The organism is Gayadomonas joobiniege G7 (assembly GCF_000300815.1).
Lineage (GTDB): Bacteria > Pseudomonadota > Gammaproteobacteria > Enterobacterales > Alteromonadaceae > Catenovulum > Catenovulum joobiniege.
Genome location: NZ_AMRX01000008.1, coordinates 211,012 through 235,892, shown reverse-complemented (window position 1 = coordinate 235,892; position 24,881 = coordinate 211,012). Strand labels below are relative to the sequence as shown.

Annotated in this window: 17 protein-coding genes; 6 read left to right on the top strand and 11 right to left on the bottom strand. The window is 41.5% G+C overall.

Features of this window, described 5'->3' with window-relative positions:
- Positions 1 to 12 precede the first annotated feature (12 nt).
- Both C727_RS0115790 and C727_RS18745 read right to left on the bottom strand, forming a co-directional pair.
- Positions 13 to 1,257, bottom strand: coding sequence for a glycoside hydrolase family 16 protein (locus tag C727_RS0115790; RefSeq protein ID WP_017446624.1), 1,245 nt, complete (start codon positions 1,255 to 1,257; stop codon positions 13 to 15).
- A 73-nt stretch (positions 1,258 to 1,330) separates the two neighbouring features.
- Entirely contained in the window at positions 1,331 to 2,794 is a 1,464-nt protein-coding gene (locus tag C727_RS18745) for a mannitol dehydrogenase family protein (protein ID WP_017446623.1), read from the bottom strand.
- A 261-nt stretch (positions 2,795 to 3,055) separates the two neighbouring features.
- Here C727_RS18745 and C727_RS0115780 point away from each other — a divergent pair, with 261 nt between their 5' ends.
- Positions 3,056 to 5,887, top strand: coding sequence for a glycoside hydrolase family 2 (locus tag C727_RS0115780; RefSeq protein WP_017446622.1), 2,832 nt, complete (start codon positions 3,056 to 3,058; stop codon positions 5,885 to 5,887).
- A gap of 11 nt (positions 5,888 to 5,898) precedes the next feature.
- The gene (locus C727_RS0115775) at positions 5,899 to 7,461 is read left to right on the top strand and encodes an alpha-L-fucosidase (protein WP_017446621.1); all 1,563 of its coding nucleotides are present in this window, start codon (positions 5,899 to 5,901) and stop codon (positions 7,459 to 7,461) included.
- Positions 7,462 to 7,463: 2 nt separating this feature from the next.
- Here the strand turns inward: C727_RS0115775 and C727_RS0115770 are convergent, their stop codons facing one another.
- Positions 7,464 to 8,375, bottom strand: a complete 912-nt coding sequence (locus C727_RS0115770) for a 2OG-Fe(II) oxygenase family protein (RefSeq protein ID WP_017446620.1) — start codon at positions 8,373 to 8,375, stop codon at positions 7,464 to 7,466.
- Positions 8,376 to 8,811: 436 nt separating this feature from the next.
- Between C727_RS0115770 and C727_RS0115760 the strand changes: the two genes are divergently transcribed.
- Together C727_RS0115760 and uxaC are read left to right on the top strand one after the other, a co-directional pair.
- The gene (locus C727_RS0115760) at positions 8,812 to 11,061 is read left to right on the top strand and encodes an arginine/lysine/ornithine decarboxylase (protein ID WP_017446618.1); all 2,250 of its coding nucleotides are present in this window, start codon (positions 8,812 to 8,814) and stop codon (positions 11,059 to 11,061) included.
- A 220-nt stretch (positions 11,062 to 11,281) separates the two neighbouring features.
- A complete protein-coding gene (uxaC, locus tag C727_RS0115755; RefSeq protein WP_017446617.1) occupies positions 11,282 to 12,712 on the top strand; it encodes a glucuronate isomerase in 1,431 nt (476 codons plus the stop codon).
- Between the two features lie 88 nt (positions 12,713 to 12,800).
- Here uxaC and C727_RS0115750 read toward each other — a convergent pair whose 3' ends face one another.
- Entirely contained in the window at positions 12,801 to 13,865 is a 1,065-nt protein-coding gene (locus C727_RS0115750) for a YeiH family protein (protein ID WP_017446616.1), read from the bottom strand.
- A gap of 98 nt (positions 13,866 to 13,963) precedes the next feature.
- Here C727_RS0115750 and C727_RS0115745 point away from each other — a divergent pair, with 98 nt between their 5' ends.
- Positions 13,964 to 14,842, top strand: a complete 879-nt coding sequence (locus C727_RS0115745; protein WP_017446615.1) for a LysR family transcriptional regulator — start codon at positions 13,964 to 13,966, stop codon at positions 14,840 to 14,842.
- Between the two features lies 1 nt (position 14,843).
- Here the strand turns inward: C727_RS0115745 and C727_RS0115740 are convergent, their stop codons facing one another.
- The 7 genes from C727_RS0115740 to C727_RS0115710 all read right to left on the bottom strand — a co-directional run bounded on the left by C727_RS0115740 (position 14,844) and on the right by C727_RS0115710 (position 23,213).
- Entirely contained in the window at positions 14,844 to 16,298 is a 1,455-nt protein-coding gene (locus C727_RS0115740) for a sensor histidine kinase (RefSeq protein WP_017446614.1), read from the bottom strand.
- A gap of 20 nt (positions 16,299 to 16,318) precedes the next feature.
- Entirely contained in the window at positions 16,319 to 17,008 is a 690-nt protein-coding gene (locus C727_RS0115735) for a response regulator transcription factor (RefSeq protein WP_017446613.1), read from the bottom strand.
- Between the two features lie 53 nt (positions 17,009 to 17,061).
- Positions 17,062 to 17,778: a spondin domain-containing protein gene (locus tag C727_RS0115730; RefSeq protein WP_017446612.1), complete on the bottom strand. Its 717-nt coding sequence runs from the start codon at positions 17,776 to 17,778 to the stop codon at positions 17,062 to 17,064.
- 12 nt (positions 17,779 to 17,790) lie between these two features.
- Positions 17,791 to 18,486 carry a spondin domain-containing protein gene (locus tag C727_RS0115725; protein WP_017446611.1) on the bottom strand — a complete coding sequence of 232 codons (696 nt, stop codon included), beginning with the start codon at positions 18,484 to 18,486 and terminating at the stop codon, positions 17,791 to 17,793.
- 418 nt (positions 18,487 to 18,904) lie between these two features.
- A complete protein-coding gene (locus tag C727_RS0115720; protein WP_017446610.1) occupies positions 18,905 to 19,906 on the bottom strand; it encodes a family 43 glycosylhydrolase in 1,002 nt (333 codons plus the stop codon).
- Between the two features lie 392 nt (positions 19,907 to 20,298).
- Complete coding sequence (locus C727_RS0115715) at positions 20,299 to 21,759, bottom strand: sulfatase family protein (RefSeq protein ID WP_017446609.1); 1,461 nt, start codon at positions 21,757 to 21,759, stop codon at positions 20,299 to 20,301.
- Positions 21,760 to 21,785: 26 nt separating this feature from the next.
- On the bottom strand, positions 21,786 to 23,213 hold the full coding sequence (locus tag C727_RS0115710; protein WP_017446608.1) for a sulfatase: 1,428 nt from the start codon (positions 23,211 to 23,213) through the stop codon (positions 21,786 to 21,788).
- A 208-nt stretch (positions 23,214 to 23,421) separates the two neighbouring features.
- Here C727_RS0115710 and C727_RS0115705 point away from each other — a divergent pair, with 208 nt between their 5' ends.
- Positions 23,422 to 24,876 carry a helix-turn-helix transcriptional regulator gene (locus C727_RS0115705; protein WP_017446607.1) on the top strand — a complete coding sequence of 485 codons (1,455 nt, stop codon included), beginning with the start codon at positions 23,422 to 23,424 and terminating at the stop codon, positions 24,874 to 24,876.
- Positions 24,877 to 24,881: the final 5 nt, after the last annotated feature.

Below are 24,881 nucleotides of genomic sequence, written 5' to 3'. Positions count from 1 at the left end.
CCTGTTCCTCTATTATTTTTTTTGGTAGTAGCGCACCCAATCTATCTTCATACTTGTGCCATCAATCTCATCAGTCACTGGGCCCGCAATGCCTGCACGTAATATGGCTAAGCTGAATAACAGGCTGGTTTCGCTAAAACACACTTTGTTGCGCATGGTATGATAAAGTTTGCCATCTAAATAAAATTTAAAATAGTCTTTATCCCACTCTAAACCAAAGGTGTGATACTGCTGCGAAAAGTCGGCAACGTCAGCAGCATTATATACTTTTGCGGTGTGCCACTGATTGTCTGCAAAATACTCAAGACGATAGTCACTTATAAGGTTACGATAAAAGCCTTTTGAATCACCATATTCTTGCAGCCAACCATTCTTAAATTCAATAGACTGAATGCTTTTTGGCTCCGACCAACTCAACTCTAACCATTTTTTACCATGTTTAGCAGATACCCAGCGGGTATCCTCTCGTCCGTCAATTGCATATTCGGGTTTTGATGGTAGCTTGTTAAAAACCCCATTGGTTTTTAACTGAGTATCGCTTGCGTGTGCTAAATTTTCAGTTTTATCTTGGTCAAAAACTTTAAATTCAGAAATGTGGATGGATGCTGGATTATTTGAAGTCAGGCGAACTTTGGTGACCCTGACTGATTTGTTTAAAACAATTTTATGATTTGGATCGCCTTTTAGCGTCCAGTGTTTTTGATCGTCTTCATGACTTACTCGTCCACTTGGCAAGGTATAAGTATCGGTCCAGTTGTGTACATTAGTATTAATAATGTTTGGGTAGTGCCCCTCATTAATGTCTATTTCACAAGCTTTTTGCCCTTCTGGCACCCCTTGTCTTGGCCAGAACCAAAATGAGTTATTGGTCCCATAAGCCCCAGCATATTTAAATTTAGCTTCAAAATAGCCATAACCAAAAGTGCGTTTGGTCCAAACATTGCCCGTGGTCCAATCTTGGCCACCACGGGATTCTTTTCGGCTTAATAAATGTAATACACCATCTTTAACAATCGCATTCTCGCGCCATCGGCTGCTCAATACCCATTCATTTTCTGTTGGTCCATTTTGCGATATCCATTTTTTATCCAGCTCATCGTCCGGGTAGTCAAACTCATCATGCCAGGCTAATTGCCATTGACTTAAATCAATTTGGGGCGCATTGGCTAATCGCTCAGCTTGGGTTTGATCAGCGCTGAATACGGAATTAGTGATGGCCAATAAAAATACAGATGATGTTAATTTATTAAGAGTCATTATTTATCCTTTTTGTTAGTGTTACCTCACCTTTGTTAACAACAGACAATAACGACACATATTTTTATTCAACTTAAAGGTGGTTCGTCAAATCATTTATGTTTGCGAGTCGATGCGCAACCTGATTTTTAACCTCATTTGAGCATTTAATTTCAACTGGAATTAAATCTGGGATCGCAAAAAAAACATTTACATTGGTTAGCGCCTGATCACCAAACTGCTGTAAACAAGCTATAATTTCGTCAGCTCTAGGATCATTAATTGTTTCACCCGCTAAATACGCCTTATGTAAAAATTGCATCCAAGCAGCAATCACCCAATACAAACCATTGTTCTCTCGTTCAGCTTTTAAGTTATCAAGCGCAGGCGCTAAAATTCGTACGGGTATTTTAATTGAACCATCACAGGCTATTTGACTCAGTAAATGACGAATTTTAGGGTTTTCGAAACGAGCAATTATGTCTCGCGAATAAGCAGCAAGATTTAATCCTTTAGGTGGATTAATTGTTGGAATTATCTCTTCTTCAAGCAATTTTATTAAAAAGTGTTTTAATTTTTTATCACTAACGGCTTCAAATACACTGGTATACCCGAGCAATGTCCCAAGATAGGCTAGCGTTGAATGCAAGCCGTTTAAGATTCTCAGTTTTGCATGCTCATAACTTTCAACATCATCCGTAAAAATAACCCCAGCATTTTCCCATTGCGGCCGCTCGCCCGTTAGCGTGTTTTCGATCACCCATTGCGAAAAACCTTCTCTTGGTACGGCGGCTAAATCTTTATAACCCGTTGCTTCACTAACTTGTCCCAAAATTGCCTGCTCAGTTGCAGGGGTAATACAATCCACCATTGTATTTGGAAACTGTACATTGTTTTTAATCCAAACTGCGAGTTCAGGATAAGATTTTTCGGCCAGTTGGATCACTGCCCGCGCCAATTTATCGCCATTTGCTGGCAGATTATCACAGGCAATTACATTAAAAGCTGGGATACCGGCTTGGAACCTTAGTTGTAATCCTGCGACTAAGATGCCAACAGCCGTAGCAGGCGTATGGGGATCTGCAATGTCTGCTTGTATTTGGGGCAAATTTAGATCTAATTCACCGGCCGAGTTTAAACAATAGCCTTTTTCGGTCACCGTAAGAGACACAATTTTAGTCTCACGGGCAGCGAGGCGTCGCAGTACCTGTGGTAGTTGTTGAGCCGCGACCAAAACTTCTTTGATAGCAGCAACAACCTGATATTTATCTTGTTTGTCGGTTATTGCAACGGTAAATAAATTGTCTTGTTGCTGCATTTTTTGCTGCAAATCTTGATTACGCATACTAACACCACAAATCCCCCAGTTTAGATCTTCACCTTTATTTAAAAGTTGCTCGGTGTACATAGCTTGGTGCGCACGATGAAAATTACCTAGACCTAGGTGCACTATGCCAATCGTTAACTGCTCCGGATCATATTTTGGGGCACTAAAGTTCGTTTGCCCGATTTTCAAATCTGCTAATTTTTGTTTGTTTAAGCGTGAGCGATTGTGCATTTTTAAACACCCCTGTCTGTCTAAGGTTAATTTTAACGTTCGTTTTACATGCGATTAACCGCACTATATGCCACCGGTGGCAACACTGCAACAAATATAATTGATACTCACTAAAATCCTAGTTTATACCGACCATAGACTTAAAATCATATAAAAAATCACAATTTCATGTGTCAAATACACAATGTGTTAACAGTTATCTATACAATATTTAAATTTTAAACTGTCAACTCTGATACTGGTGAATTAAAAGGAACACCTATGCTCAAAAAAATTTTATCGTTAATTTGTTTTTTATGTTTTAGTTTTGCTAGCACTGCCAGCGACAAAACAGCGCAACGGGTATATTTATCTGGCAAAGGCACCAGTGATGCAATTAACTGGCAGTTTAAATGCTCTGACGGCCGCAAGTGCGGCCAATGGCATGATATACCTGTGCCATCTAATTGGGAGCAGCAAGGTTTTGGCCATTATAATTATGGTCACGATTTGCCAGCAGAAAAACACGATGAAGTTGGCACTTACAAAACTCAATTTTTTGCCCCAAACGACTGGAAAAACAAACATGTAAGATTAGTTTTTGAGGGCTCAATGACACAAACCAGTGTTTTTTTAAACGGTGAAAAACTTGGTGTGGATAATATGGGCGGTTATGTGCCATTTCGCCATGATTTAAGCAAAACCAAAGCCCTAAAATATGGTGCTGAAAACGAATTAACCGTTATCGTAAAAAAGAAACCCGACAACGACAGTTTAGATCACGCCGAGCGTAAAGCGGATTATTGGGTGTTTGGTGGTATTTATCGCCCTGTCTATCTCGAAGTGCAAAATAAAAGCTTTATTAACCGAGTCGCAATTGATGCTAAAGCCAATGGCGACTTTAAAATGGATGTATTTCCGCAGCTCAACTACATTACCAAATTTAAAAAGACCCCACCCATTTACGTTGATGAAGTTTACGCGCAAATTCAAACCATAAATGGGGAAAATGTTGGTGAACCCATGTCGATTCCAATGCTACATGGCAGTGGACGCGTTCGTATGCAAACCCAGATCAAAAACGCTAAAACATGGTCTCCTGAATATCCAAATCTATATCAAGTTAGGGTTGAGTTACGTAAAGACGGCCAAACCGTTTCCGCTTACCAACAAAAGTTTGGTTTTAGAACCTTTGAAGTGCGCCGCCAAGACGGTTTTTATTTAAACGGACAAAAGATCTTAGTTAAAGGGGTTAACCGCAATGTTTTTGATCCAATCACAGGTCGTGCAATTGATAAAGAAAAAGCATGGAAAGACGCACGTGAGATTAAATCGGCAAATATTAACTTAGTGCGCTCTCACTTACCGCCAACGACCGAATTTATGGAAGCCTGTGACGAGCTAGGTTTGATGGTGATCACTGAACTGACCAACTGGCATGACCCTTGGATTGATACCCCTATCGCACGTAATATTGCTTACGAAATCGTCACTAAATATCAAAACCATCCTTCGGTGATTTTATGGGCAAACGGGAACGAAAGTGGTTTTAACCTAGAAATTGACGATCTTTATCATTTATATGATCTGCAAGATCGCCATGTCATCCACCCGTGGACAAACTTCGAAGGTATAGAGACTTTTCATTACCCCGAATATGATGAATTTTTAGAAAAACTGTCTAAACCAACTGTTTATCTACCGACCGAATTTTTGCATGGACTTTACGATGGAGGCCATGGCGCTGGCTTGCAAGACTATTGGCAAGCCATGAAAAACTCAAAAACAGGCGCTGGCGGCGTTTTATGGTGCTGGGCTGATGCAGCTGTGGCTCGCTCTGATATGGAGGGTAAACTAGACACTCATGGCAATAAATCCTCTGACGGCATGGTTGGCCCTTTTGGTCAAAAAGAAGCCAGCTATTATGCGGTGCGTGAGCTTTGGTCGCCAATTCAAATAAAAACTGAAAACCTGAACAGCAACTTTGATGGTGATATCAGGGTAAAAAACGAGTTTTATCAAACCAACTTGCAGGACTGCCAATTTAGATGGCAACTCGTAAAATTCGATCAAAACGGACAACAAACAATAGCCGATGGACACATGGCAGGCGCGGATATAGGACCAGGCACGCAGGGTGAATTAACCATCTCATTGCCAACTGGTTGGCAAACGGCCGACGCACTGCAAATAAGCGCAACCGATCCGCACAAAAATGAAGTGATGCAATGGTCCTTGCCGATAGACAAAAGCTACGATGTTTTTAAACAAAAAAACCACAAGATCACAGTGGATAAAAATAACCCATTTAATATCGCTGTCGGCGAACAACACTGGCAGTTTTCACCACAAAATGGCCAACTGCTCAAAGCCAGTATCAATAAGCAAGATTCGGGTTTAGGCAAAGGGCCAAGTTTGCATGCCGCTACGCTAGAGCAAAAACTAAACTTTAACGCGAACTGGCAAGCACAAACCCGCTGGCAAGGAAACGCCTATCAAATCGTTGCGACCAACGATAAATCTGAGCAGATTAAATGGACTATAACGCCACAAGCCATTATTGAGCTTGAGTATCAATTTGCAGCTATTGATCAAAAGCTAACTTATTTAGCGGTTGGTTTTGAACTGCCAGAAAATCAAGTGAGCAGCAAAGAGTGGGTCGGCAAAGGCCCTTATCGCGTGTGGGCTAACCGTTTGCAAGGTGTGCAATTTGGGCATTATCAAAACGACTATAACGATAAACTCACAGGGTTAAATATGTGGGGACAAGCAGAATTTAAAGGTATTTTTAGTGATGTTCGGTGGATGAAATTAAACTTAAAATCACAACAGAGTTTATTAATCAGTCAAAGCGGTAGTGAATATTTAGGCGTTTTACGACCGTCAAATAGCATCCCTGTTGAATCGGTTCATCCTAAAAAATTAAACCGCACTCACGAATCACCCATCCACGCGGTTTGGAACTATCCAACGGAAGGCGGCTTGCACCTGTTTCATAAAATTCCGGGCATAGGGACAAAATTTATGTATGCACATGAGGCGGGTCCTCAGGGTGAACCTCAAAAGGTGTCAGGCCCGATCAAAGGTCAAGTTAAGTTTCAGCTGGCAAAGTAAAAGGAGGCACTATGTTACCAACAACAGGGTTTACAACAACCGGGGTAAAAAAACCAAAAATCACCGCAAACTGGTCCAAGATCTGTCGCGCATGGCTTGTCGCTTCTGGTTTGTTATGTGCGCCCGCTGTATTTGCCAATAACCCAAAGTACAGCCCCAATGAAACCTCTTTGGTGCAGCATGTTGCTGCGCCCGAGTGGTTTGTTGATGCAAAATTAGGTATATATTTTCACTGGGGTCCCTACAGTGTGCCTGCTTTTGGCACTGCCTGGTATCCCGGCAACATGTACCGTAAAAATCATCCAGTATACAAACACCATGTAAAAACCTATGGCCCAGTAGAAAAATTTGGCTATCAAGATTTTATTCCTATGTTTACGGCAGAGCACTTTGATGCCGAAGAATGGGCTAACTTATTTAAAACCTCTGGTGCAAAATTTGCTGGCCCTGTCGCCCAGCATCATGACGGTTTTGCAATGTGGGATAGCGAAGTGAATCCTTGGAACGCTGCCGACATGGGGCCGAAAAAAGATATTTTAGGCGAGCTTTTTACGGCACTTAAAAAAAACGGCTTAAAAACCATTGCAACCTTTCACCATGCGCGCAATGGTCAGCGAAATAAAGGGCCCCGTCCAACTGGGGTAAAAGACTTTAATAGTCACTACCCTTGGTATGAAGGCTCGCCAACCACGACCAATGATCCTAAACTGCGTAAGCTATTTGGTAACTTTGAAGATATAAATCAGTTCAATCAATATTGGCTCGATCAAGTCAATGAGGTCGTTGACAATTATTCACCCGATATCATTTGGTTTGATTCATGGTTAAATATGATCCCTAAATCATATCGTAACCAAATGGTCGCGCATTATTTCAATCATGCAGAGCAGACTGGGCAGCAAGTTGTGACTGTACACAAACACAACGACATGCCGTTAAGCTACAGTGTGCTGGATTTTGAGCAAGGTGGGCGACGCGACCAACACCCACTGCCGTGGATGACAGATATTACCTTGGGCGAGAGTCGCTGGTCATATATCGAAGGCGAAAAGTACAAAGATGCCGCACTCGTCATTCGCAACATGATTGATGTTTGGAGTAAAAACGGTATTGTATTATTAAATGTCTCGCCCATGGCTAATGGCACTATCAACCAACCTCAGCGCACCGCATTAAAACAAATCGGCCAGTGGCTCAAGATACATGGTGAGGCGGTTTACAATACCCGCCCGTATGATACTTATGGTTACGGCACAGCAGGCAGCAAAAACAGTAGCCATGATGGGCAATCGGCAAAAATAGATTATAGTGCTGAAGATGTGCGTTTTACCCAAGCAAAAGATGGCAAAGCCATTTATGTTTTTGTATTAGGTAGACCTAAAGCCGGCAGCACCATAAAAATAAAACCTTTAGGTCGCCACAGATACGCACCGCCAAGTCCAGTACAAAAAGTGACTTTACTCAGCAGTGGCGAGAACATAAGCTGGTTGGACGATAGTTATAGCTTTAATTTCACAGTGCCCGAACATGGTTTAAACGATATAGCCAACGTGTTTAAATTGCATTTGCATTAAAACTAAAATGGCGCACTCATGTCCATTTCAACGGCTGGTACTTGCCAGCGTTGATGGGCAGAAAGCACTTGTTGACGGTCGCTAGGCATAGGGATTTGGCCGTGTTGGCCGTACAACCACAACACCATGTTGGTTCTTTTTCCGCTGGTAATTGGCTGTGCTGCGTGCGCCACATTCCCTCTGTGGATTAATGCCAGACCGGGTGTAAAAGTAACCCGCTTTTTTCGGCCTGTTGAGGGATCATAAAAATCGACTTCTGAACCTGTAAAACTTTCATCAGGTAGATTTAAATTAACATTTAATGTAACTGAAGATGCGTCTGTGTGCATGCGTAGTGAAGCATCAACTCCAGCTTCATATTGAATCGAAAAACCAAAGGTTTGCGAATCAAAGCCAGTTATTTCAGGAAACAATAAACGTCCGATCGGACGAATGTATTTATCCATCAACCGCCGATAAAATACCTGAAACTCTGGTGCGGCTAAATAGCCTTCAGATCGTGGATCTAACATAGCACCATGGCGGTTAAGTGCGATACCGTAGGGCGCTCGAAGCGGGATTTCACTCGCCGCTGCTTGTTCAAAAAACTGTCTTAAAGTCGCCAGTTTTTGCGGTGAAAATAAATGCGCTTGATAAACGCCTGGCACCACAGAATGCCATAAGCTTTTTACATTATCTTCTAATTCTGGGTTGGCCCAAGCTTGAGTGACCGCATGGCGCATTTTTTGGTCGATTAAATCTTCATCCAATTTAATCACTCCATCCGCTAAACTCTGCTGCCACTGCGGCCAAGCATTTTGCAACAGGGTGCGGTTGTTATGCCAAAATGCCTGTACCTCGGGTGAGCGTATTAGAATCTGCTCTCGGGTTGGCAATGATAGTGATCGTGCTTGCTGTAAATACTCAAACGACATTCTAAAGTCCTCGTCAACTGCCTTCTTTTGCGCATTTTCTCAAGCACAGTCTGAAGGCCTTAATATGAATAAAACAACAAGTTATTACATAGCCAAAGATAGATAAACCAGGCAGATCATCAAAAAGAATCAAAAATATTTTGAAAATAATACCTAACCTTAGGCTAATAGGTATTACAAAGCGTTTCTACTCCATTCGCTTGCGTTAATCTAGATTGGCACAGTTTTTTAACTAAAATGCGTCCTCAAAAATTTAATAAAAAAAAACTTTATTTTTTCGTCAAAAGTGTTTTAATTCGCGCGAACAAGCTGGCGCGGTCAATATCATTTGGCGAGGCAGAGCGGTGGGTTATTTTTTTACCTGATCTCTTTGCCAACTGTCGCGCAATCCAATAAGAGCTCGGGTGATCTCTACTTAGCTTTTTTGGATATAAAAATGAAATTTAAATTCCCTGTTGTCATTATTGACGAAGACTTCCGTTCAGAAAACATCTCGGGTTCAGGCATTCGCGATCTGGCCGATGCCATTAGCGCCTTAGACTTCGAAATTTTAGGGCTTACCAGCTTTGGTGATCTCCGTAGTTTTGCACCGCAAGCCTCACGCGCTTGTTGTTTTGTATTATCCATTGATGATGACGAATTTGCAGACGGCAAACAGGATGCGATCGCCCAAATTGATGAGTTTATCCGTGCCATCCGCCAACGCAACGCTGATATCCCAATCTTTTTATATGGTGAAACTCAAACTGCGCAGCAGATCCCGCTTTCTTTATTGCGTGAGTTACACGGTTTTATTCATATGTTTGAAGATACCCCTGAGTTTGTCGCCCGATATATAGTTCGTGAAGCTCAAAAGTACTTAAATGCATTAGCGCCTCCGTTTTTTAAAGCACTTATGCATTATGCTGAAGACAGCTCTTATTCATGGCACTGCCCCGGACATTCGGGCGGCGTTGCCTTTTTAAAAAGCCCCGTTGGCCAAATGTTTCACCAGTTTTTTGGTGAGAATATGCTGCGCGCAGATGTTTGTAACTCTGTTGATGAACTTGGACAATTGTTAGATCACACTGGCCCTGTGGCTGAGAGTGAACTAAACGCTGCACGCATTTTCAGCTGCGACCATTTGTTTTTTGTCACCAATGGTACCTCTACATCCAATAAAATTGTCTGGCACGCCAATGTATCGCCTGGTGATGTGGTCGTGGTTGACCGCAACTGCCATAAATCAGTTTTGCACTCGATCATAATGACAGGTGCAATTCCAGTATTTTTGCGACCAAGCCGAAACCACTATGGCATTATTGGCCCAATACCACGTCATGCGTTTACAGCGGAACATATCAATCAATTAATTGAAGCTAACCCATTTGCACGCGCAGCAAAAGTTAAAAAGCCCAAAATTTTAACTTTGACACAGAGCACCTATGATGGCGTTATCTACAATGTAGAAACGATTAAACAGCAATTGACAGGTGTGATTGACACCCTGCATTTTGATGAAGCTTGGTTACCCCATGCCAGCTTCCATGAGTTTTATCAAAAAATGTATGCAATGGAAGGTGATGCAAATCAACCATCAGTGGCAGCACCTTTAGTGTTTTCTACCCAGTCAACGCACAAGCTATTGGCAGGGTTGTCGCAAGCATCACAAATACTCGTAAAAGATGGCAGCCAGCACAAGCTCGATCGGCATAGGTTTAATGAATCTTATTTAATGCACTCATCAACCAGTCCACAATATTCGATTATTGCTTCCTGCGATGTTGCCGCTGCTATGATGGAAGCCCCTGGGGGCCGCGCGTTAGTAGCCGAATCATTAACCGAAGCGTTAGATTTTCGCCGTGCTATGCGTAAAGTAGACGCTGATTTAGGGGAAGATGATTGGTGGTTTCAAGTGTGGGGGCCTGAAACATTGTGTCCGTCAGGTATTGGCGAGCAAGCCGATTGGGTGATCCGCCAAGACGAACAATGGCATGGGTTTGAGCAAGTCGAAACGGGTTTTAATATGCTAGATCCAATTAAAGCAACATTAATGACCCCAGGATTAAATATTCAAGGCGACTTCGCTGCCACAGGTATCCCGGCCGCAATCGTTAGCAAGTATTTAGCGGAGCATGGCATTATTATCGAAAAAACTGGTCTCTATTCATTTTTTATCATGTTTACAATTGGCATTACTAAAGGCCGATGGAATTCAATGGTGACTGAGTTACAGCAGTTTAAAGACGATTATGATCATAATTTGCCTATTTACCGAGTCATGCCTGAATTTGCTGCAAAACACCCTGAATATGCAGCGATAGGGTTACAAGATTTGTGTCAGTCAATCCACCAAATGTACCGCGATTATGATGTGGCGAGAGTCACAACTGATATGTATTTAAGTGAAGTTGAAATGGCAATGATCCCAAGTCAGGCGTGGGCAAAAATGACCGATAAAGCGGTAGAGCGAGTTTCAGTTGATGAAATTGAGGGCCGTATTACTGCGATGTTAGTGACCCCATACCCTCCTGGCATTCCGTTAATGGTACCGGGTGAACGTTTTAATACTACAGTCGTTAAATATCTAAAATTTGTTCGTGACTTTAATGCCCGCTTTGCAGGATTTGAAACCTATGTGCATGGTTTGATAGCAGAGACTGACGGCGGTAAAACTGAATATTTTGTTGATGTGGTTATGGAATAAGCCGCTTCATAACATAATTCCTTCCGCGGATACTCTGTTGGAGTCGGCAAGGCAACAATTGTCCACAAGCTCTGGCGCGCCCTCAAAGCGGGCCAGACTTTTTTTAACATACTGATACTTAAATGAGCACTTTTTGAACTTGACCCTAGCAGGCTTGCCGCTTATCATTGCCACCGGTAGCAAACCATAATTAAAGCAACTAACAAAGAGGCATAAAGCAGTGAAGCAGATTCAAGCGTTAGACCTACATCCCGACCGTTTATTTAGCGCTGATCCTAAACAGCGTGAAATCAGCCGAGCTTTATATGAAAGTATTTCGGACGTCCCTATTATTAGTCCGCACGGCCACACAGATCCAAGCTGGTTTGCCGACAATAAGAACTTTAACAACGCCACCGAATTACTCATAATTCCCGACCATTATGTATTTAGAATGCTGTATAGCCAAGGTATCGGATTAGAAGCGTTAGGCATCCGTCGCATAGATGGGGGTGCAAGTGAAACCGATCATTTAAAAATATGGCAAATTTTTGCCGCCAACTATCATCTGTTCAATGCCACTCCTTCCAGAATCTGGATGGATTATGTGTTTAGTGAAGTATTCGGTTTTACCGAAACCCTATGCAGCGCGAATGCCGAGCAGTATTATCACAGCATAAACCAACAATTAGCGAGTGCTGATTTTAAACCGAGAGCTTTATTAAAAAAGTTCAATATTGAATTATTAGCCACCACAGAAGGCGCAACAGATCCACTAAAGCATCACGCCAAACTTAAAGGTACTGGTTTAGAAAATACCGTAATTACCACGTTTAGGCCGGATGACGTCGTTGACCCAGACAATCCTAACTTTCTAAATAACTTGCAAACGCTAGCTCAGTTAAGTGGCGAAAGCACAGATAATTGGCAAGGTTATTTAAATGCGCTTAAAAACCGTCGTGAGTTTTTTAGAGCACATGGCGCAACCGCTACAGACCACGGACACCCGTCCGCGAAAACGGCCAATTTAAGCTCAGCCGATAGCGAAAAATTATTCAATCTGGTTATTCAGGGCACCGCCAATACTGAGCAAAGAGAGCTTTTTAGAGCTCAAATGCTGACCGAAATGGCCGCCATGAGTCTTGAAGACGGTATGGTGATGCAATTGCACCCTGGCTGTCACCGTAATCATAATGTAAAGGTTTTTGAGGCTTTTGGGCCAGATAAAGGCTGTGATATCCCAGTGCGAACAGATTTTGTTGCAGCCTTAAAACCTCTGTTATCTCGCTTTGGCAGCGAAAAAGATTTACGGCTTATTTTGTTCACCCTAGACGAGTCTACTTATGCACGCGAACTGGCTCCGCTCGCGGGTCACTACCCTTGTTTAAAATTAGGTCCGGCGTGGTGGTTTCATGACAGTCCAGAAGGTATGTTACGCTATCGCCACAATATTACCGAAACAGCCGGATTTTATAATACTGTGGGTTTTAACGATGATACCCGTGCCTTTTTATCCATTCCAGCGCGCCACGATGTTGCAAGAAGAATTGATTGTCGCTTTTTAGCTCAATTAGTAGCAGAGCATAGATTGTCCGAGTCGGCGGCATTTGAGTTGATTCATGATCTTAGTTATCGCTTAGCTAAAGAAGCCTATCAAAAAACTCGCGCGTGATGACGTGGGTGTGCATTTTGCAGCAGACTCGATGGTTTTGATACAAGACAGGGCCAAATAAATGGCTCTGCCTTGTTATTACTCCTGTTTAAAATTTTGCGATGCCTGCATTAATTAAAAAACCTCCGACTGTTAAAAACATAAACAAACAGCCTGCAAGTAATAAAGGTTTAACACCGGCTTGCCGGATGGCGCCTACGTGGGTTCGTAACCCCAAAGCGACCATAGCCACCGTAAGTAAAATGTTATCAAGATAAGCGAGGTCTTTAATCAATTGATTTGACAATAAACCCAATGAATTAATGCCACTAGCCATGATAAAAAACAGCGCAAACCAAGGAATAAATACAGTGCCAGTTTTTTCTTTGACGCGAGTCTGCGCTGCATTTTTTCGGTTGCAATAAAAAGATAAAATAAATAAAAATGGCGCTAGTAACATTACACGTAGCATCTTTTCAATAACGGCTATATCTGCCGCATCTTTGCTAACCGCGTTGCCTGCAGCAACAACCTGAGCGACCTCGTGAATCGTTGAGCCGACAAAAATTCCATAAGCATGCTCTGATATCCCCATGTAAGGATATAACATAGGATATGCAAACATACTCAAAGTACCAAACACCACCACGGTGGCTACTGCAACAGAAACCTTGTGGGCTTGCGCTCTTATCACAGGCTCAGTTGCCATGACTGCCGCAGCACCGCAAATAGAGCTTCCAGCACCGATTAAAATAGCGGTTTGTTCATCAAGGTTAAAGACTTTTTTAGTTAAGCAAATGGCCAATAAAAAAGTACCACTAAGCATGATCGCATCGGTCAACATACCCTGCCAGCCCACACTCGCCACTTGGCTAAAGGTAATTTTAAAACCAAATAGAATCACGCCTGCTTTTAAAAGCCAAGATTTAGCATAATCGACCCCAATATCCGTTTGTTTAGCGATTTTTGAAAATATTGTATTGCCAATCATCACACCCAGCACTATGCCAATGGTGAGTGGACTTAACTTATAAGGTTGCAACCAAGCCGAATGACTTAAATTAATCGCTAACGCGGCAATTACCCCCACTAATACCAAACCCAACCACCAACGGCGTTCAGCTAATGTGTGATTTATATTTGGTAAGCGAAGAGAAAAATTTAAGTTTGCCATCTTGGCGCCTCCGTTTATTAACTTGTCCTTAGTTTAAAAAAGTGTAATATATAACTCAAATACATTTAAATAATGATTTGATTACTTTAGGTTATACAATGAATCTGCATGCTCTCAGGGTTTTTCATACCGTTGCTAGATTAGCCAGTTTTTCGCAAGCGGCTGATGCTTTGTTTATTAGCCAACCCGCGGTGTCGAAAGCATTAAAAGAACTTGAACATCAATTAGATATGCAACTAATTGAGCGTGCCGCTAAAGGTAAAAAATTAACCTTAACCGCTAGCGGAAACGCCTTGTACGCGCATGCCAGAAGTATTTTTGCGATTGAAAAAGCGGCAATTGATGATATTAATGCGCGTAAAGGCTTAAAAAAAGGCGCGTTATTGATAGGGACGAGTACCACAATTGCCAATTATTGGCTGCCGCCTTATTTAGCAAAATTCAAACAAAAATATCCAGATATCAAAATTGAAGTACAAGTGGCTAATACTGCACAAATTGAGCAGGCATTATTAGACTGCACAATAGACTTGGCCTTGGTAGAAGGCAGCCCACATCAAACAGGCATTATCAGCCGCCACTGGCAGCAAGACAAAATGAGTGTCGTGCTCAGCTGTGACCAGCAGATAGGCAAAAACACACAAAAGTGGTTAAACGAACAAGTATGGTTATTAAGAGAGCCAGGCTCTGGCACCCTAGAAATGAGCCTTAAATGGCTAGAAAAACTCAAGATTCAACCGCAAAACGTTATCCAGCTTGGCAGCAACGAAGCCATCGCCCACGCAGCGGCACAAGGTTTAGGCATAGCTTTGTTACCGCAAGTGGTTTGCGCTGATTTAATTGCGTTAGGCAAACTTCAAAGCCTAGTCGAATTTGAGCACATGGACATGGCTAGACCATTATTGCAACTGCAGTTTAAAGATCGCCCATCGTCTCATGCCGCGTTAGCTTTTGAGGCTGTTCTTTATGCAGAATAACTTAACAAGCTTGCAAGTTAAAACTAAAACAACTGCCTTTTCCGGTTTCGCTATCTACCTCAACGTGACTGCCATGAAGTTGCAATAGGTGTTGCACTATTGACAGTCCAAGACCTTGATTATCTGAACTTTTTTCGCTATTGCTGGCTTGAAACTTAGGTTCAAAAATTTTGCTGATTTCAGCATCTGGGATCCCTTTGCCATTATCTTGCACTGAAACTAAAATTCCAGTTTGTTCGGGTTTAACACTTATTTTAACCCGACCATGCGTCGGCGTGTGGCGAATTGCATTATCGATCAAATTTACCAAAATACGCTCTAATTTGGCAATATCAGCAACAACCATTAAATCGGATTGGGCCGACTCTACCGTTAAGTCAACTTGGCTCTGGTCAGCTTGTAATTGTAGCCGATGGATCACATCATAGGTTAGTTCAACCAGGTTAACCGGCTCAGGCGTAAATTGAATATCCCCACTTTTTAAGCGTGATAGTTCAAACAGTTGATCAACCAATTGGACAATTTGGTTACCATTTTTTAATGCGCTGCCGATCAACTTCTCGCTCCGTTGCGACGGCTCGCTAATCATCCAGGTTTCCAAATAACCATTGAGTGCTGCTAACGGTGTTTTAAAATCATGCGAGATATGGGACAGCAGCTCACGTCGTAACTCTTCGGTATTTTTAATTTGTTTAAGCTGACGTTTAATATGCTCGGCTGCATTAATAAAACTATACTCTAAGTTTTGAATTTCTTTGCTTCGGTAGCCGGTATTACCCACCTGGCTCAAGCGGGCAAAATCGTTATTCACATAAGCCAAAGCTTTTTCGCTTAATTGAGAAAGTGGCCGAGTGATCACTCGAATTGCAAATAACAATACAACCAAAGTAAAAACCAGTGCAATAAAAATAACTAACGCACTGTCTTTTAACCATTTATTTTGTGATAACTGGGTGTAAAGTGAGTCTAATTTTTGACCGCCAACAATAACATACAAATAACCAGTCAGTTGGCCTTGTTCGTTGGTGATAGGCGCAGCAGAGAATATTTTGCGCTTACCTGGGGTTCTCGGATCATCTCCGTATATCGGCAAAGCGTTTTCGGCCAAATAATGTTTGACTGGGGATAAATTAATATGACTCAATTTAACAACGGCCGGCGGAGCCGAATAAGCCAATACTCTCCCTTTTACATCTAAGGCATAAAACTCCCACTCAGGGCCCAATAACATTTGGGTATGGAACGCTTGTTTTAATTTTTCTGTGTCTATAATGCCTTGTTTTAAATAAACATCATCGTAAACGATGTGATGAGCAAGATCTTTGTGCAGATCTTGTTTTACTTGGTTGGCTAATTGCTCACTGCTTTGCATATACCAATGGCTAAGAACCACCGCAGCGATTATAAACATCGCCCCACAAACCACACTTAACTGCCCCCCGAGTGTTTTAAACATCTTACCTGCCCCAATTAAAGTTAAGTAAATTTGTAACCAACACCCCAGACAGTTTTTAACCATTTGGGGTTAGATGAATCTGACTCTAATTTGGCACGCAATCGGTTCATGGTTGAGTTTACAGTATGTGCCGCGCCATGATGTTGCATGCCCCAAATTTCTTGTAATAATTGTTCTCGGCCAAATACTCGCTGTGGGTTTTTAGCTAAAAAATATAACAGCTCAAACTCTTTTGCTGTGGTGTCGATAACTTGTTGACCATTTTTAACTTGGTACAAATTAGGGTTGATGGTTAGTTGCGCAAATTGCAGCACAGGTTTATTTTCCTGCAACTCGGATGTGGTTTGTTTAACGCGCCGCAACTGTGCTTTTACCCTAGCTTGTAATTCCAAAACAGAAAAAGGTTTAGTTAAATAGTCATCAGCGCCACTCTCCAGCCCAGTGACTACATCAAGTTCGGTATTTTTTGCCGTTAATAAAATTATCGCTATTTGTGGTTGTAATTGGCGTAAGCGGCGACATAGTTTTAAACCATCTGTGCCCGGCAGCATAATATCGAATATCGCCAACGAGTAGGGTTTATGTAACCTCTTATACGCTTGACTGCCGTCGTCATAACTCTCGACATTTAAATCCAACATCGATAAATTAATTTTAATGATATTTGCTATGTCGGCATTATCTTCAACCAAAAGTACTCTGTTTTGCATATCCCGCCCCTGAACCACTTAACTATTTTATAAGGAGCGGGAATTTAGGTTTTTTATTGCATTCTTTTAACCATTATTTTGCCAACTGGGTTGTCAAACTTATGTGAAGCACTTAAAACGGACCCTGTTAATTCATACTCGGTGAGCACGCCTGGGTGAATCGCGACTCGGTCGATATCGCCAGATCTTGATACATTAAAACCTTCACCAGACGCAGCCGGCCCAGGTATGTTAATTTCATCATTAACTTCCGTTCCAGCATCGTAAGCGTGCAACATCACAGTATAACTGTCGCCAACAGCTAGCATTTGCAGCGATTTAGCGGTGATACCAGTAAAAGCATCATTGGTGTTGACCAACATGGTGACAATACTAATACGCTCACTAGTGTTTTCATCTAGCTCAAGTGTCCAATTAGTTGTGTCTCCCGGAGGCAAAGGCATTTCTTTTAACATTTTGTATTTAATGGCCGACAATTCGCTTAACTGCATGGCGTTGCCTCCTTCCGCTAAATATTCAAGTGCTACTGAAGCAGGTTGCGCCACTTGCCAAAGTGAATAGTCAGCAGCATGGGTAAATAAAGCGGGCGGTGAAAACGGTTGATCTTGGGTAAAATTACTCAAACTAACCTGATAAATACGTTTAACTGGTGGTTCGAGCGTTTCCATCTCGTCGTCATCGCTGTTAAAGTCAATTGAACAAGCTGATAAAGCAAAGGCACAACTGACAGCTAAACAATTCAGTCGTTTGTTTTTTAAAACGATATTCATATTGCCTCCAGTTTATTTAACGGTAACAACAAGTTTAGCAATTGGGTTTAACCAGCGATGCACTCGGCTGTCTAAATCTGAGACACCACCAATCGCATCAGTGTCACCAATATTGCCAGGATGGATATGAACGGTATCATTGCTATCGCTGCTACTAACACCAGTGCCATTGCTGCCGCTGTTACCACTTGGGTTGGCTGGTATGCCAGGTGTTGCAGCCGCACCAGCGACAATTAATTCATCGTTGGCTTCAGTACCGGCATCATAAGCATTTAGCATTATCGTATAAGTGCCCGCTTCGCTTGGGATCTGCCAGCTATCTAAACCAACAAAACCGTCGTTAGTGGGTAATAACATAGCAGTTAACGATAGATACATATTGTCACCAGTGTTTAAGCTGCCCATACTAGTTGCCCCGGCAAGGGTTGGTGCTGAAGTGAGATCTAAAGTAGTGGCTCCGGCGCTTTCAGCCATAGCTTTTAAGTCAGCCGTATTGCCCCCCTCTGCCATCGCTTCTAATGCGGCAGAAGCAGCTTCGCCAGCTTTAAACAAATAGCTATTGTTATCGTGCGCGGCAACCAGTACAGGGGTAAAGGCAATGCCTTGCGTCAAATTAACGAGTTTTAAGTCAATATCCGCTGCATTGGCTGAAGTTGAACAAACAACTGCCGCTGCAGTTAAAAGTTTTGCGATACGATTAAATTTCATTTTTTAGTGCCCTTTTGGTTATTTAACTGATACCAAGTTTGGCCAAAAAATATCCCAAAAAAATGATTTAATTCTCACAAAAGTATCACAAGGAAAAATAGTGTTTGCCGTGTGTTGAGTCGCTATTTACTCATGAGAGCTCTATATTACAAAACTCGAATTACGGCTTGTTGTTCCTGCCATAAAAAAAATTGTTCAAATTAAGTGGATGTTTCCGTCACTCGGTGCTTCGATCCACGCACTTCACTACGGAATGACTGGTATTGTCATGTGCTTTACTAAAGATGACTTAGGAATTGATACGAAACCACCTATGTTAATAAGTTTTCAGACACCTATAGAGTGTGAATGAATCTCATGGTGGTCGGGCAAAGCTGACTGTCTCTGTGTAAAGCGCCCTTTACCCGAGGAATACCATTTATTTTGGCCAATTTATCTCATATCTGTGCAAAAAAGGTAGAGAGTGCTTGGTACTTTCTATTTCAATACCCCAATTGATACGTGGTGCCTTTCCGTTATCTAAAAAATGATTGTTTCGGTAAGCCCCGCCAGCATCTGGGCCATTTTTAACATTAAATATCTTTTTAAAATGATATCCATCATCAGAATACAAAACCGACCTAACCAAATCTTCCGGACCTGTTTTGCCAATGATCGCCGCTACACCTGTTCCTTTAGGCCAAGCTAAAACGGCATGCCCACCATTAATGACAGGATTTCCTTTATACTTGATGTAAGGTCCTTCTGGGTGATTTGCCACAGCAACCCCCATTTTTGTATGATGCGGGGTTTCGCCTAACTTTCTGCCTTTATAATACAGCCAATATTGATTATTTTTTACAATCAAACAAGCATCATCAATTAAGTGACTATCAAAATCTTCTGGATTTTTACTATTGCTTAAAATTGGATTGCTTGACAATCGCTCCCAAGGTCCATCGGGAGAATTGGAAACAGCGACCCCTATTTTTGAGTCAGGATTAAATCCCTTACCATAATTTTTAGAGGTCCCTGTATAAAAAAGCCAATATTTTCCTTCTGCTTTCATAATGTTAGGTGTAAAAACACTACCAGCTTCCCAAGAACCTTGTTTTCCTTTTGCTAACGCCATCCCTTTTTCTGTCCACTGATGTCCATCTGGAGAGGTCGCATACCAAATTGTGGCATCATAACCTGTTTTTAATGGACCTTTTGAATACCAAACATAATATAAATTATTGACTTTAATCACGTCACTTGGATCTCTGCGCATTACGCCTTTTTCTTTGCCAATACCTGTAACTTTGGAATACGACACTGTGACCGTTTCTGTATCTTTATATTTCTGGCTCCCTTGACATGCTATCGACACAGAAAAAAGTAAAACCCCAACAATCAATAATTTATACTCTATGAATTGTTTGACATGTTTTATCATCATTTATAGTTATCCTTGTTAGGTTAGCTTTAGCAATCCATTTAACTTAAGTTTTCGCGTTAAATTAATGTTAATTAGAATCGATTAAGAGGATTATTGCAACTCGATTGTTCAATTGCAGAGCGACGCCTACACCAACCTGATGGGTTTAGATGAGTTTCACTTACCGTTTGCGCCAGACATTACTCATACTGCCCGTTTTAAACGCCTTGGCTGTTTGCGATGATTTATTGTGAGCATATGCGCGCTATTGTTGCACGCTCATTGTATGGGAACCTTGGTCATGCGTTAATTCTTATTCCAAGGTCTCAACTCGGTGAATAGGTTACATACCATAACGTCCCTTAGGATGACCAAAATTAAAATAGTCGAGGGGCTAACCCTCGGCTATTGTTTTATTCAATGGTATATACCGTCCTATTTTTAGCATCGGCTTTGTTTTGCTCAAACAGTTGTTGGTAAAAATCGTCACGTGCTTTTTTATATTCCCATGACTGCAGCAATATGCTGTTGATGTTTTTGCTGTTCCACTGATTCCATAATTTAGCGAGTTCTGCTTGCTGTTTAGGTCTCTGGTCAACAATGTTATTTGTTTCGTTAGGATCTTTGGCCATATCAAAAAAGCTGCGGCCGACATTTGGCAAAGGCTGACGCATATATTTGGCTGTTGGTGTTCTAACTGCATAAATATGATCAGCTTCTTCTAACCGCCAAAACAAAGCTTTATGAGGTGAGCCTGTTTTTTTACCGGTTAGGTAAGGCACTAAATTTTTACCTTCTAATAGACCATCCGAATCATCAGCACCGGCAATAGCAACTGAGGTTGCAGCGATATCTAACGACGAAACCAAACCATCAAAGGTTAAACCTGGTTTAATTTTAGCAGGCCAATGGGCAATAAAAGGCACGTGGATTCCACCTTCTAACAAAGCAACTTTACCGCGTCTAAACGGGCTATTATCAGCCCAATCGAAAGTGGGTAACCATTCTTCAGGATACACACCGCCATTATCAGACAAAAAGAAAATCAGAGTATTATTGAGTAAATCTGTTTTTTCTAGCGTTTTTACAATATGGCCAATACCCTGATCCATCTCGTCTACCATAGCGGCATAAATACGGCGGTTTTTATCTTTTATGTGGCTATATTTATCGATCGTCTTTTGCGGGGCTTGCAAAGGGGCATGAGGCGCATTGTATGACATAAACAACATGAAGGGTTGTTTATGGTTACGCTCAATAAAACGAGCCGCATCTTTGCTCAGTGCAGTGGTTAAATACTCATCAAATCCAGCTGGTTGTTTATTACGCATCACAGGTAATAAATAACCGCCAGCACCAACATGTTCTTCACCCGGCATATATTGATGACCACCATCTAAAAAGCCATAAAAATAATCAAAACCACGCTCATTGGGTTGGAAGTGTGGTGCCCCCCCTAAATGCCACTTACCAATGATAGCCGTTTTGTAGCCGACGGCTTGCAACCTTTTAGCAAAGGTTTTTTCGGTTAACGGCAGGCCCATATATTTGTCATCTGGCGAATAGGAAACATTGTTTTCCATTCCAAATCGCGCTTGATAGCGGCCAGTTAACATACCAGCGCGCGACGGCCCGCAATAAGGATGGGTGACATAGCCGTTTTTAAAAATCACCCCGTTATTAGCCAGCTTGTCTATATTAGGGGTTTGAATAGGGGTTTCGCCGGTAAAACCAACATCGTTATAGCCTAAATCGTCAGCCAATAAAACAATGATATTTGGTCTGTCATTCGCTTGCACCGTAGATAACCCAGCAAGTATTAAACAAGCAATTTGTATCGGCTTGTTTAAAATCTTTTTGCATAACTTTCTCATAATAGTCTCTCTTATTGTTATTAAATTTAATCTAAAACCGGCGGTTGACGATAACTGTCGATACGCTGCATAGCTTTACCCTCAAACTCACGTTTAAGCTGCCATAAAGGTCGTTCTAGCGTAAGCTCCCAATCAAATAGCGCTTTATATAAAGCTTTAACTTTTTCTGGATACTGATAAGCCAAGTTATTTTGTTCCGCGGGATCTTCCGCGATTTGATATAACTCGGCGGGTCTATCAGGAAATCTTAATAGCTTCCAATCACCATCACGGATTGCACCTCGATTTTCTTTTTTCCAATACAAGCGCTGATGCGCAGGGGGCGATTTTTTTCCCTCTAAATAAGGGATTAAATTAACCCCATCTAACGCTTGGTTGTTGCCAACATTTCCGCCAGCGGCATGCACAAAAGTCGGTAATAAATCTAACGTAATAATAGGTGAGTTGTAGGTCTTAAGGTCGGTTTTTAAATTTGGCCAACGCAAAATAAAAGGCACTCGAATGCCGCCTTCATAGTGATTTGCTTTGGTACCAGAAAAAGGCGCATTGTTTGACGCATTTGTATCACTTGGGCCACCGTTGTCGTTGGTATACACCACGATTGTATTGTCGGCTAAACCTAATTGATCTAGTTTAGACAGTACACGACCAATTTCCCGATCCATAGCTAAGGTCATGGCGGCCAACGTTTTACGCTTACCGCTTAGGTCTGGAAACTGAGCCAGGTCTTCGGGTATCGCTTCCATTGGCGTATGCACGGCGGTAAAAGATAAAAACGCAAAAAATGGTTTATTTTGATTATCTTCAATAAATTCAATGGTGCTATCGGCTAGTGCTTTGGTTAAATAATCTTTAGATTCTTTATAATTTTTAAAACCTTGCTCTAGATAATCCTCGTCGCGGCTGGTTTTATTTTTTTCATTAAACTCATAATAACTTCGGGCACCGCCTCTAAATCCATAAAAATAATCAAATCCTCGTTTAGTCGGGTGAAATCTATCTGCATTACCTTGGTGCCACTTGCCGATTAGGGCCGTTTGGTAGCCCTGCTCTTTTAAATATTCTGGCAGTATTTTTAAATCTAACGGCAAGCCCATGTCGTCACCCGTGGTGCCAGATTCACTCATATAACCGGGCACGTTGTTTTCTTCATAACCAAACTTTTGCTGATATTGTCCAGTTAAAATTCCAGCTCGCGACGGGCCACAGACCGCTGCGCTGACATAAGCTTGTTTAAATAAAATACCTTGTTCCGCTAGCATATCTAAATTTGGCGTTTTCATAGTTTGACTACCGTGAAAGCCAAAATCGTGATACCCCGCATCATCGGATAAAATAAATAAAATATTAGGTTGTTTTGCAAATGCGGTGGACGAGCAAAAAAATAAGCTCATGCTAAGCCAAACGCTCAGCTTTTTCGCGTTTTGCCGTAAGTAGCATACAAGTTTAAACATAGGGTTAAAGACCTTTTATTGTTTGATTGATATTTATATTTTTCTCATAAAAGGTCTGTTAATACGTTCAAAATCGACTATTTAAAGTTAAAAAAAAGATATTTTTTGATAACACAGCCGTTAAAGTAAACTTTATACAATTTATGTTATGATTGTTTTTATTTCATATTAGATGACCCTTGGTCGCATAAATATATACTGAGTTAAAATGAGCACATTGAACATTTCGTGGGATATTTTAATACAAGGCATAGTGCCTTTTGGCGCGGCGAATGTGTTTTTGATGGTGTTGGTTTATTTCAGTTTAGTTCGCTACAAAATGCAGGCATATGGTCATTTTGCCACATTCATGCTGTGTTTTACGTTTTTTTTAACCGGCCCATTGATTAACATGTTACCGTTTGAATCTGCTAACCGGTATTATGATTTAACTCGAAATATTCTTTTATTCGCAGTGGGCATTCCCTCGGTATGCAATGGTTTATTGACCATTGCTCAGGTTGATATAAAAAGCTTTTTTTACAAAATTCCGTATGTCCTTGGGTTCATTTGGTGCGGCTTTTTTTTAACATCGCCCCCACTTAGCCAAATGAACCAGCAGGAATTGCCATGGCCAACACCCTTATTTGATCCCGAGTTTGTTTATTTATCACAAGTACTTCTGGTCAATTGTATTTTATTGGTTCCTTGCTGTTTAATTTTATTCCGGATCATCACTGAAAAGGCAAATACTGCCGGTAGGAAAAAAGTCATTGTATTGTGTTTAGGTACGATTTGGCTTTGCTTGTGCATGACATTTGGCCTTATTTTTAAGCAGTGGGGGTTATATTATGGTGGTGCCAGCGTGACCGCGCTTGTTTGGGCGTGGGCTGTATTTCAAGATATTCGGCAAACTCAGCTTAAACAAAATCAGCATCATAGCTTGCAAAACCAACTGGCCATCGCCCAGTTTAGCGCCCCAAGCAATAATCAGTTTAGCCAGTTTTACCCACAAAGCATCAGTGAAGCCTATCCCTTTAGGGAAAGAGAAGCTTTTATAAGCAGCTTAAATTCAAGGAATAAAGAGATAGTAAACGCTCACTTTAATATGTTTTCGGAAAACCTGGCTGAATTCTGTCAGCATGACTTGGAAACCTACCGGCTGCGGGCAAAAGAAGTTTTATTTATGTTATTTGATAGCGCCATTTACCGCTACAACGATTCAAGTGAATTAATTGCCACATTAGAGGCGAGTGGCAAAAAGATCAAAGCCGCCAATTCACAGCCTGAAATCGATCACGAACTGCTAAAACAAGCTAAATTTTTAGCAACAAAAACACACTCAGCAGCCACCAAAGACGTCGATCTAAGGTTAATAGAACAGCTTAAGCAGTATATGTTGGCGCATTATCATCAAAATTTGAATTTAGAACTGATTTGTGAGCAAGTTGGTATTAGCCGCTCACGCGCAATAAAATTATTTAAACAAAAAACAGGGCAAACCATCAATCAATATCTGATCCAAGTTAGAATGGAAAAAGCAAAACAGCTATTAACCGTCAAAAGTGTAACCGAAACGGCCTTTGAAGTGGGTTTTAATAACTCAGCATATTTTTCAACAGCTTTTAAAAAACACACTGGCCAAAGTCCCAAAGCCTATCAAAAAAATATGACGCGAGCCTAATAAAA

What these genes read in the sequence shown, in the direction of transcription:
- C727_RS0115790 (WP_017446624.1), bottom strand. Translation starts at nt 1,257, where the DNA reads ATGACTCTTAATAAATTAACATCATCTGTATTTTTATTGGCCATCACT.
- C727_RS18745 (WP_017446623.1), bottom strand. Translation starts at nt 2,794, where the DNA reads ATGCACAATCGCTCACGCTTAAACAAACAAAAATTAGCAGATTTGAAA.
- C727_RS0115780 (WP_017446622.1), top strand. Translation starts at nt 3,056, where the DNA reads ATGCTCAAAAAAATTTTATCGTTAATTTGTTTTTTATGTTTTAGTTTT.
- C727_RS0115775 (WP_017446621.1), top strand. Translation starts at nt 5,899, where the DNA reads ATGTTACCAACAACAGGGTTTACAACAACCGGGGTAAAAAAACCAAAA.
- C727_RS0115770 (WP_017446620.1), bottom strand. Translation starts at nt 8,375, where the DNA reads ATGTCGTTTGAGTATTTACAGCAAGCACGATCACTATCATTGCCAACC.
- C727_RS0115760 (WP_017446618.1), top strand. Translation starts at nt 8,812, where the DNA reads ATGAAATTTAAATTCCCTGTTGTCATTATTGACGAAGACTTCCGTTCA.
- C727_RS0115750 (WP_017446616.1), bottom strand. Translation starts at nt 13,865, where the DNA reads ATGGCAAACTTAAATTTTTCTCTTCGCTTACCAAATATAAATCACACA.
- C727_RS0115745 (WP_017446615.1), top strand. Translation starts at nt 13,964, where the DNA reads ATGAATCTGCATGCTCTCAGGGTTTTTCATACCGTTGCTAGATTAGCC.
- C727_RS0115740 (WP_017446614.1), bottom strand. Translation starts at nt 16,298, where the DNA reads ATGTTTAAAACACTCGGGGGGCAGTTAAGTGTGGTTTGTGGGGCGATG.
- C727_RS0115735 (WP_017446613.1), bottom strand. Translation starts at nt 17,008, where the DNA reads ATGCAAAACAGAGTACTTTTGGTTGAAGATAATGCCGACATAGCAAAT.
- C727_RS0115730 (WP_017446612.1), bottom strand. Translation starts at nt 17,778, where the DNA reads ATGAATATCGTTTTAAAAAACAAACGACTGAATTGTTTAGCTGTCAGT.
- C727_RS0115725 (WP_017446611.1), bottom strand. Translation starts at nt 18,486, where the DNA reads ATGAAATTTAATCGTATCGCAAAACTTTTAACTGCAGCGGCAGTTGTT.
- C727_RS0115720 (WP_017446610.1), bottom strand. Translation starts at nt 19,906, where the DNA reads ATGATGATAAAACATGTCAAACAATTCATAGAGTATAAATTATTGATT.
- C727_RS0115715 (WP_017446609.1), bottom strand. Translation starts at nt 21,759, where the DNA reads ATGAGAAAGTTATGCAAAAAGATTTTAAACAAGCCGATACAAATTGCT.
- C727_RS0115710 (WP_017446608.1), bottom strand. Translation starts at nt 23,213, where the DNA reads ATGTTTAAACTTGTATGCTACTTACGGCAAAACGCGAAAAAGCTGAGC.
- C727_RS0115705 (WP_017446607.1), top strand. Translation starts at nt 23,422, where the DNA reads ATGAGCACATTGAACATTTCGTGGGATATTTTAATACAAGGCATAGTG.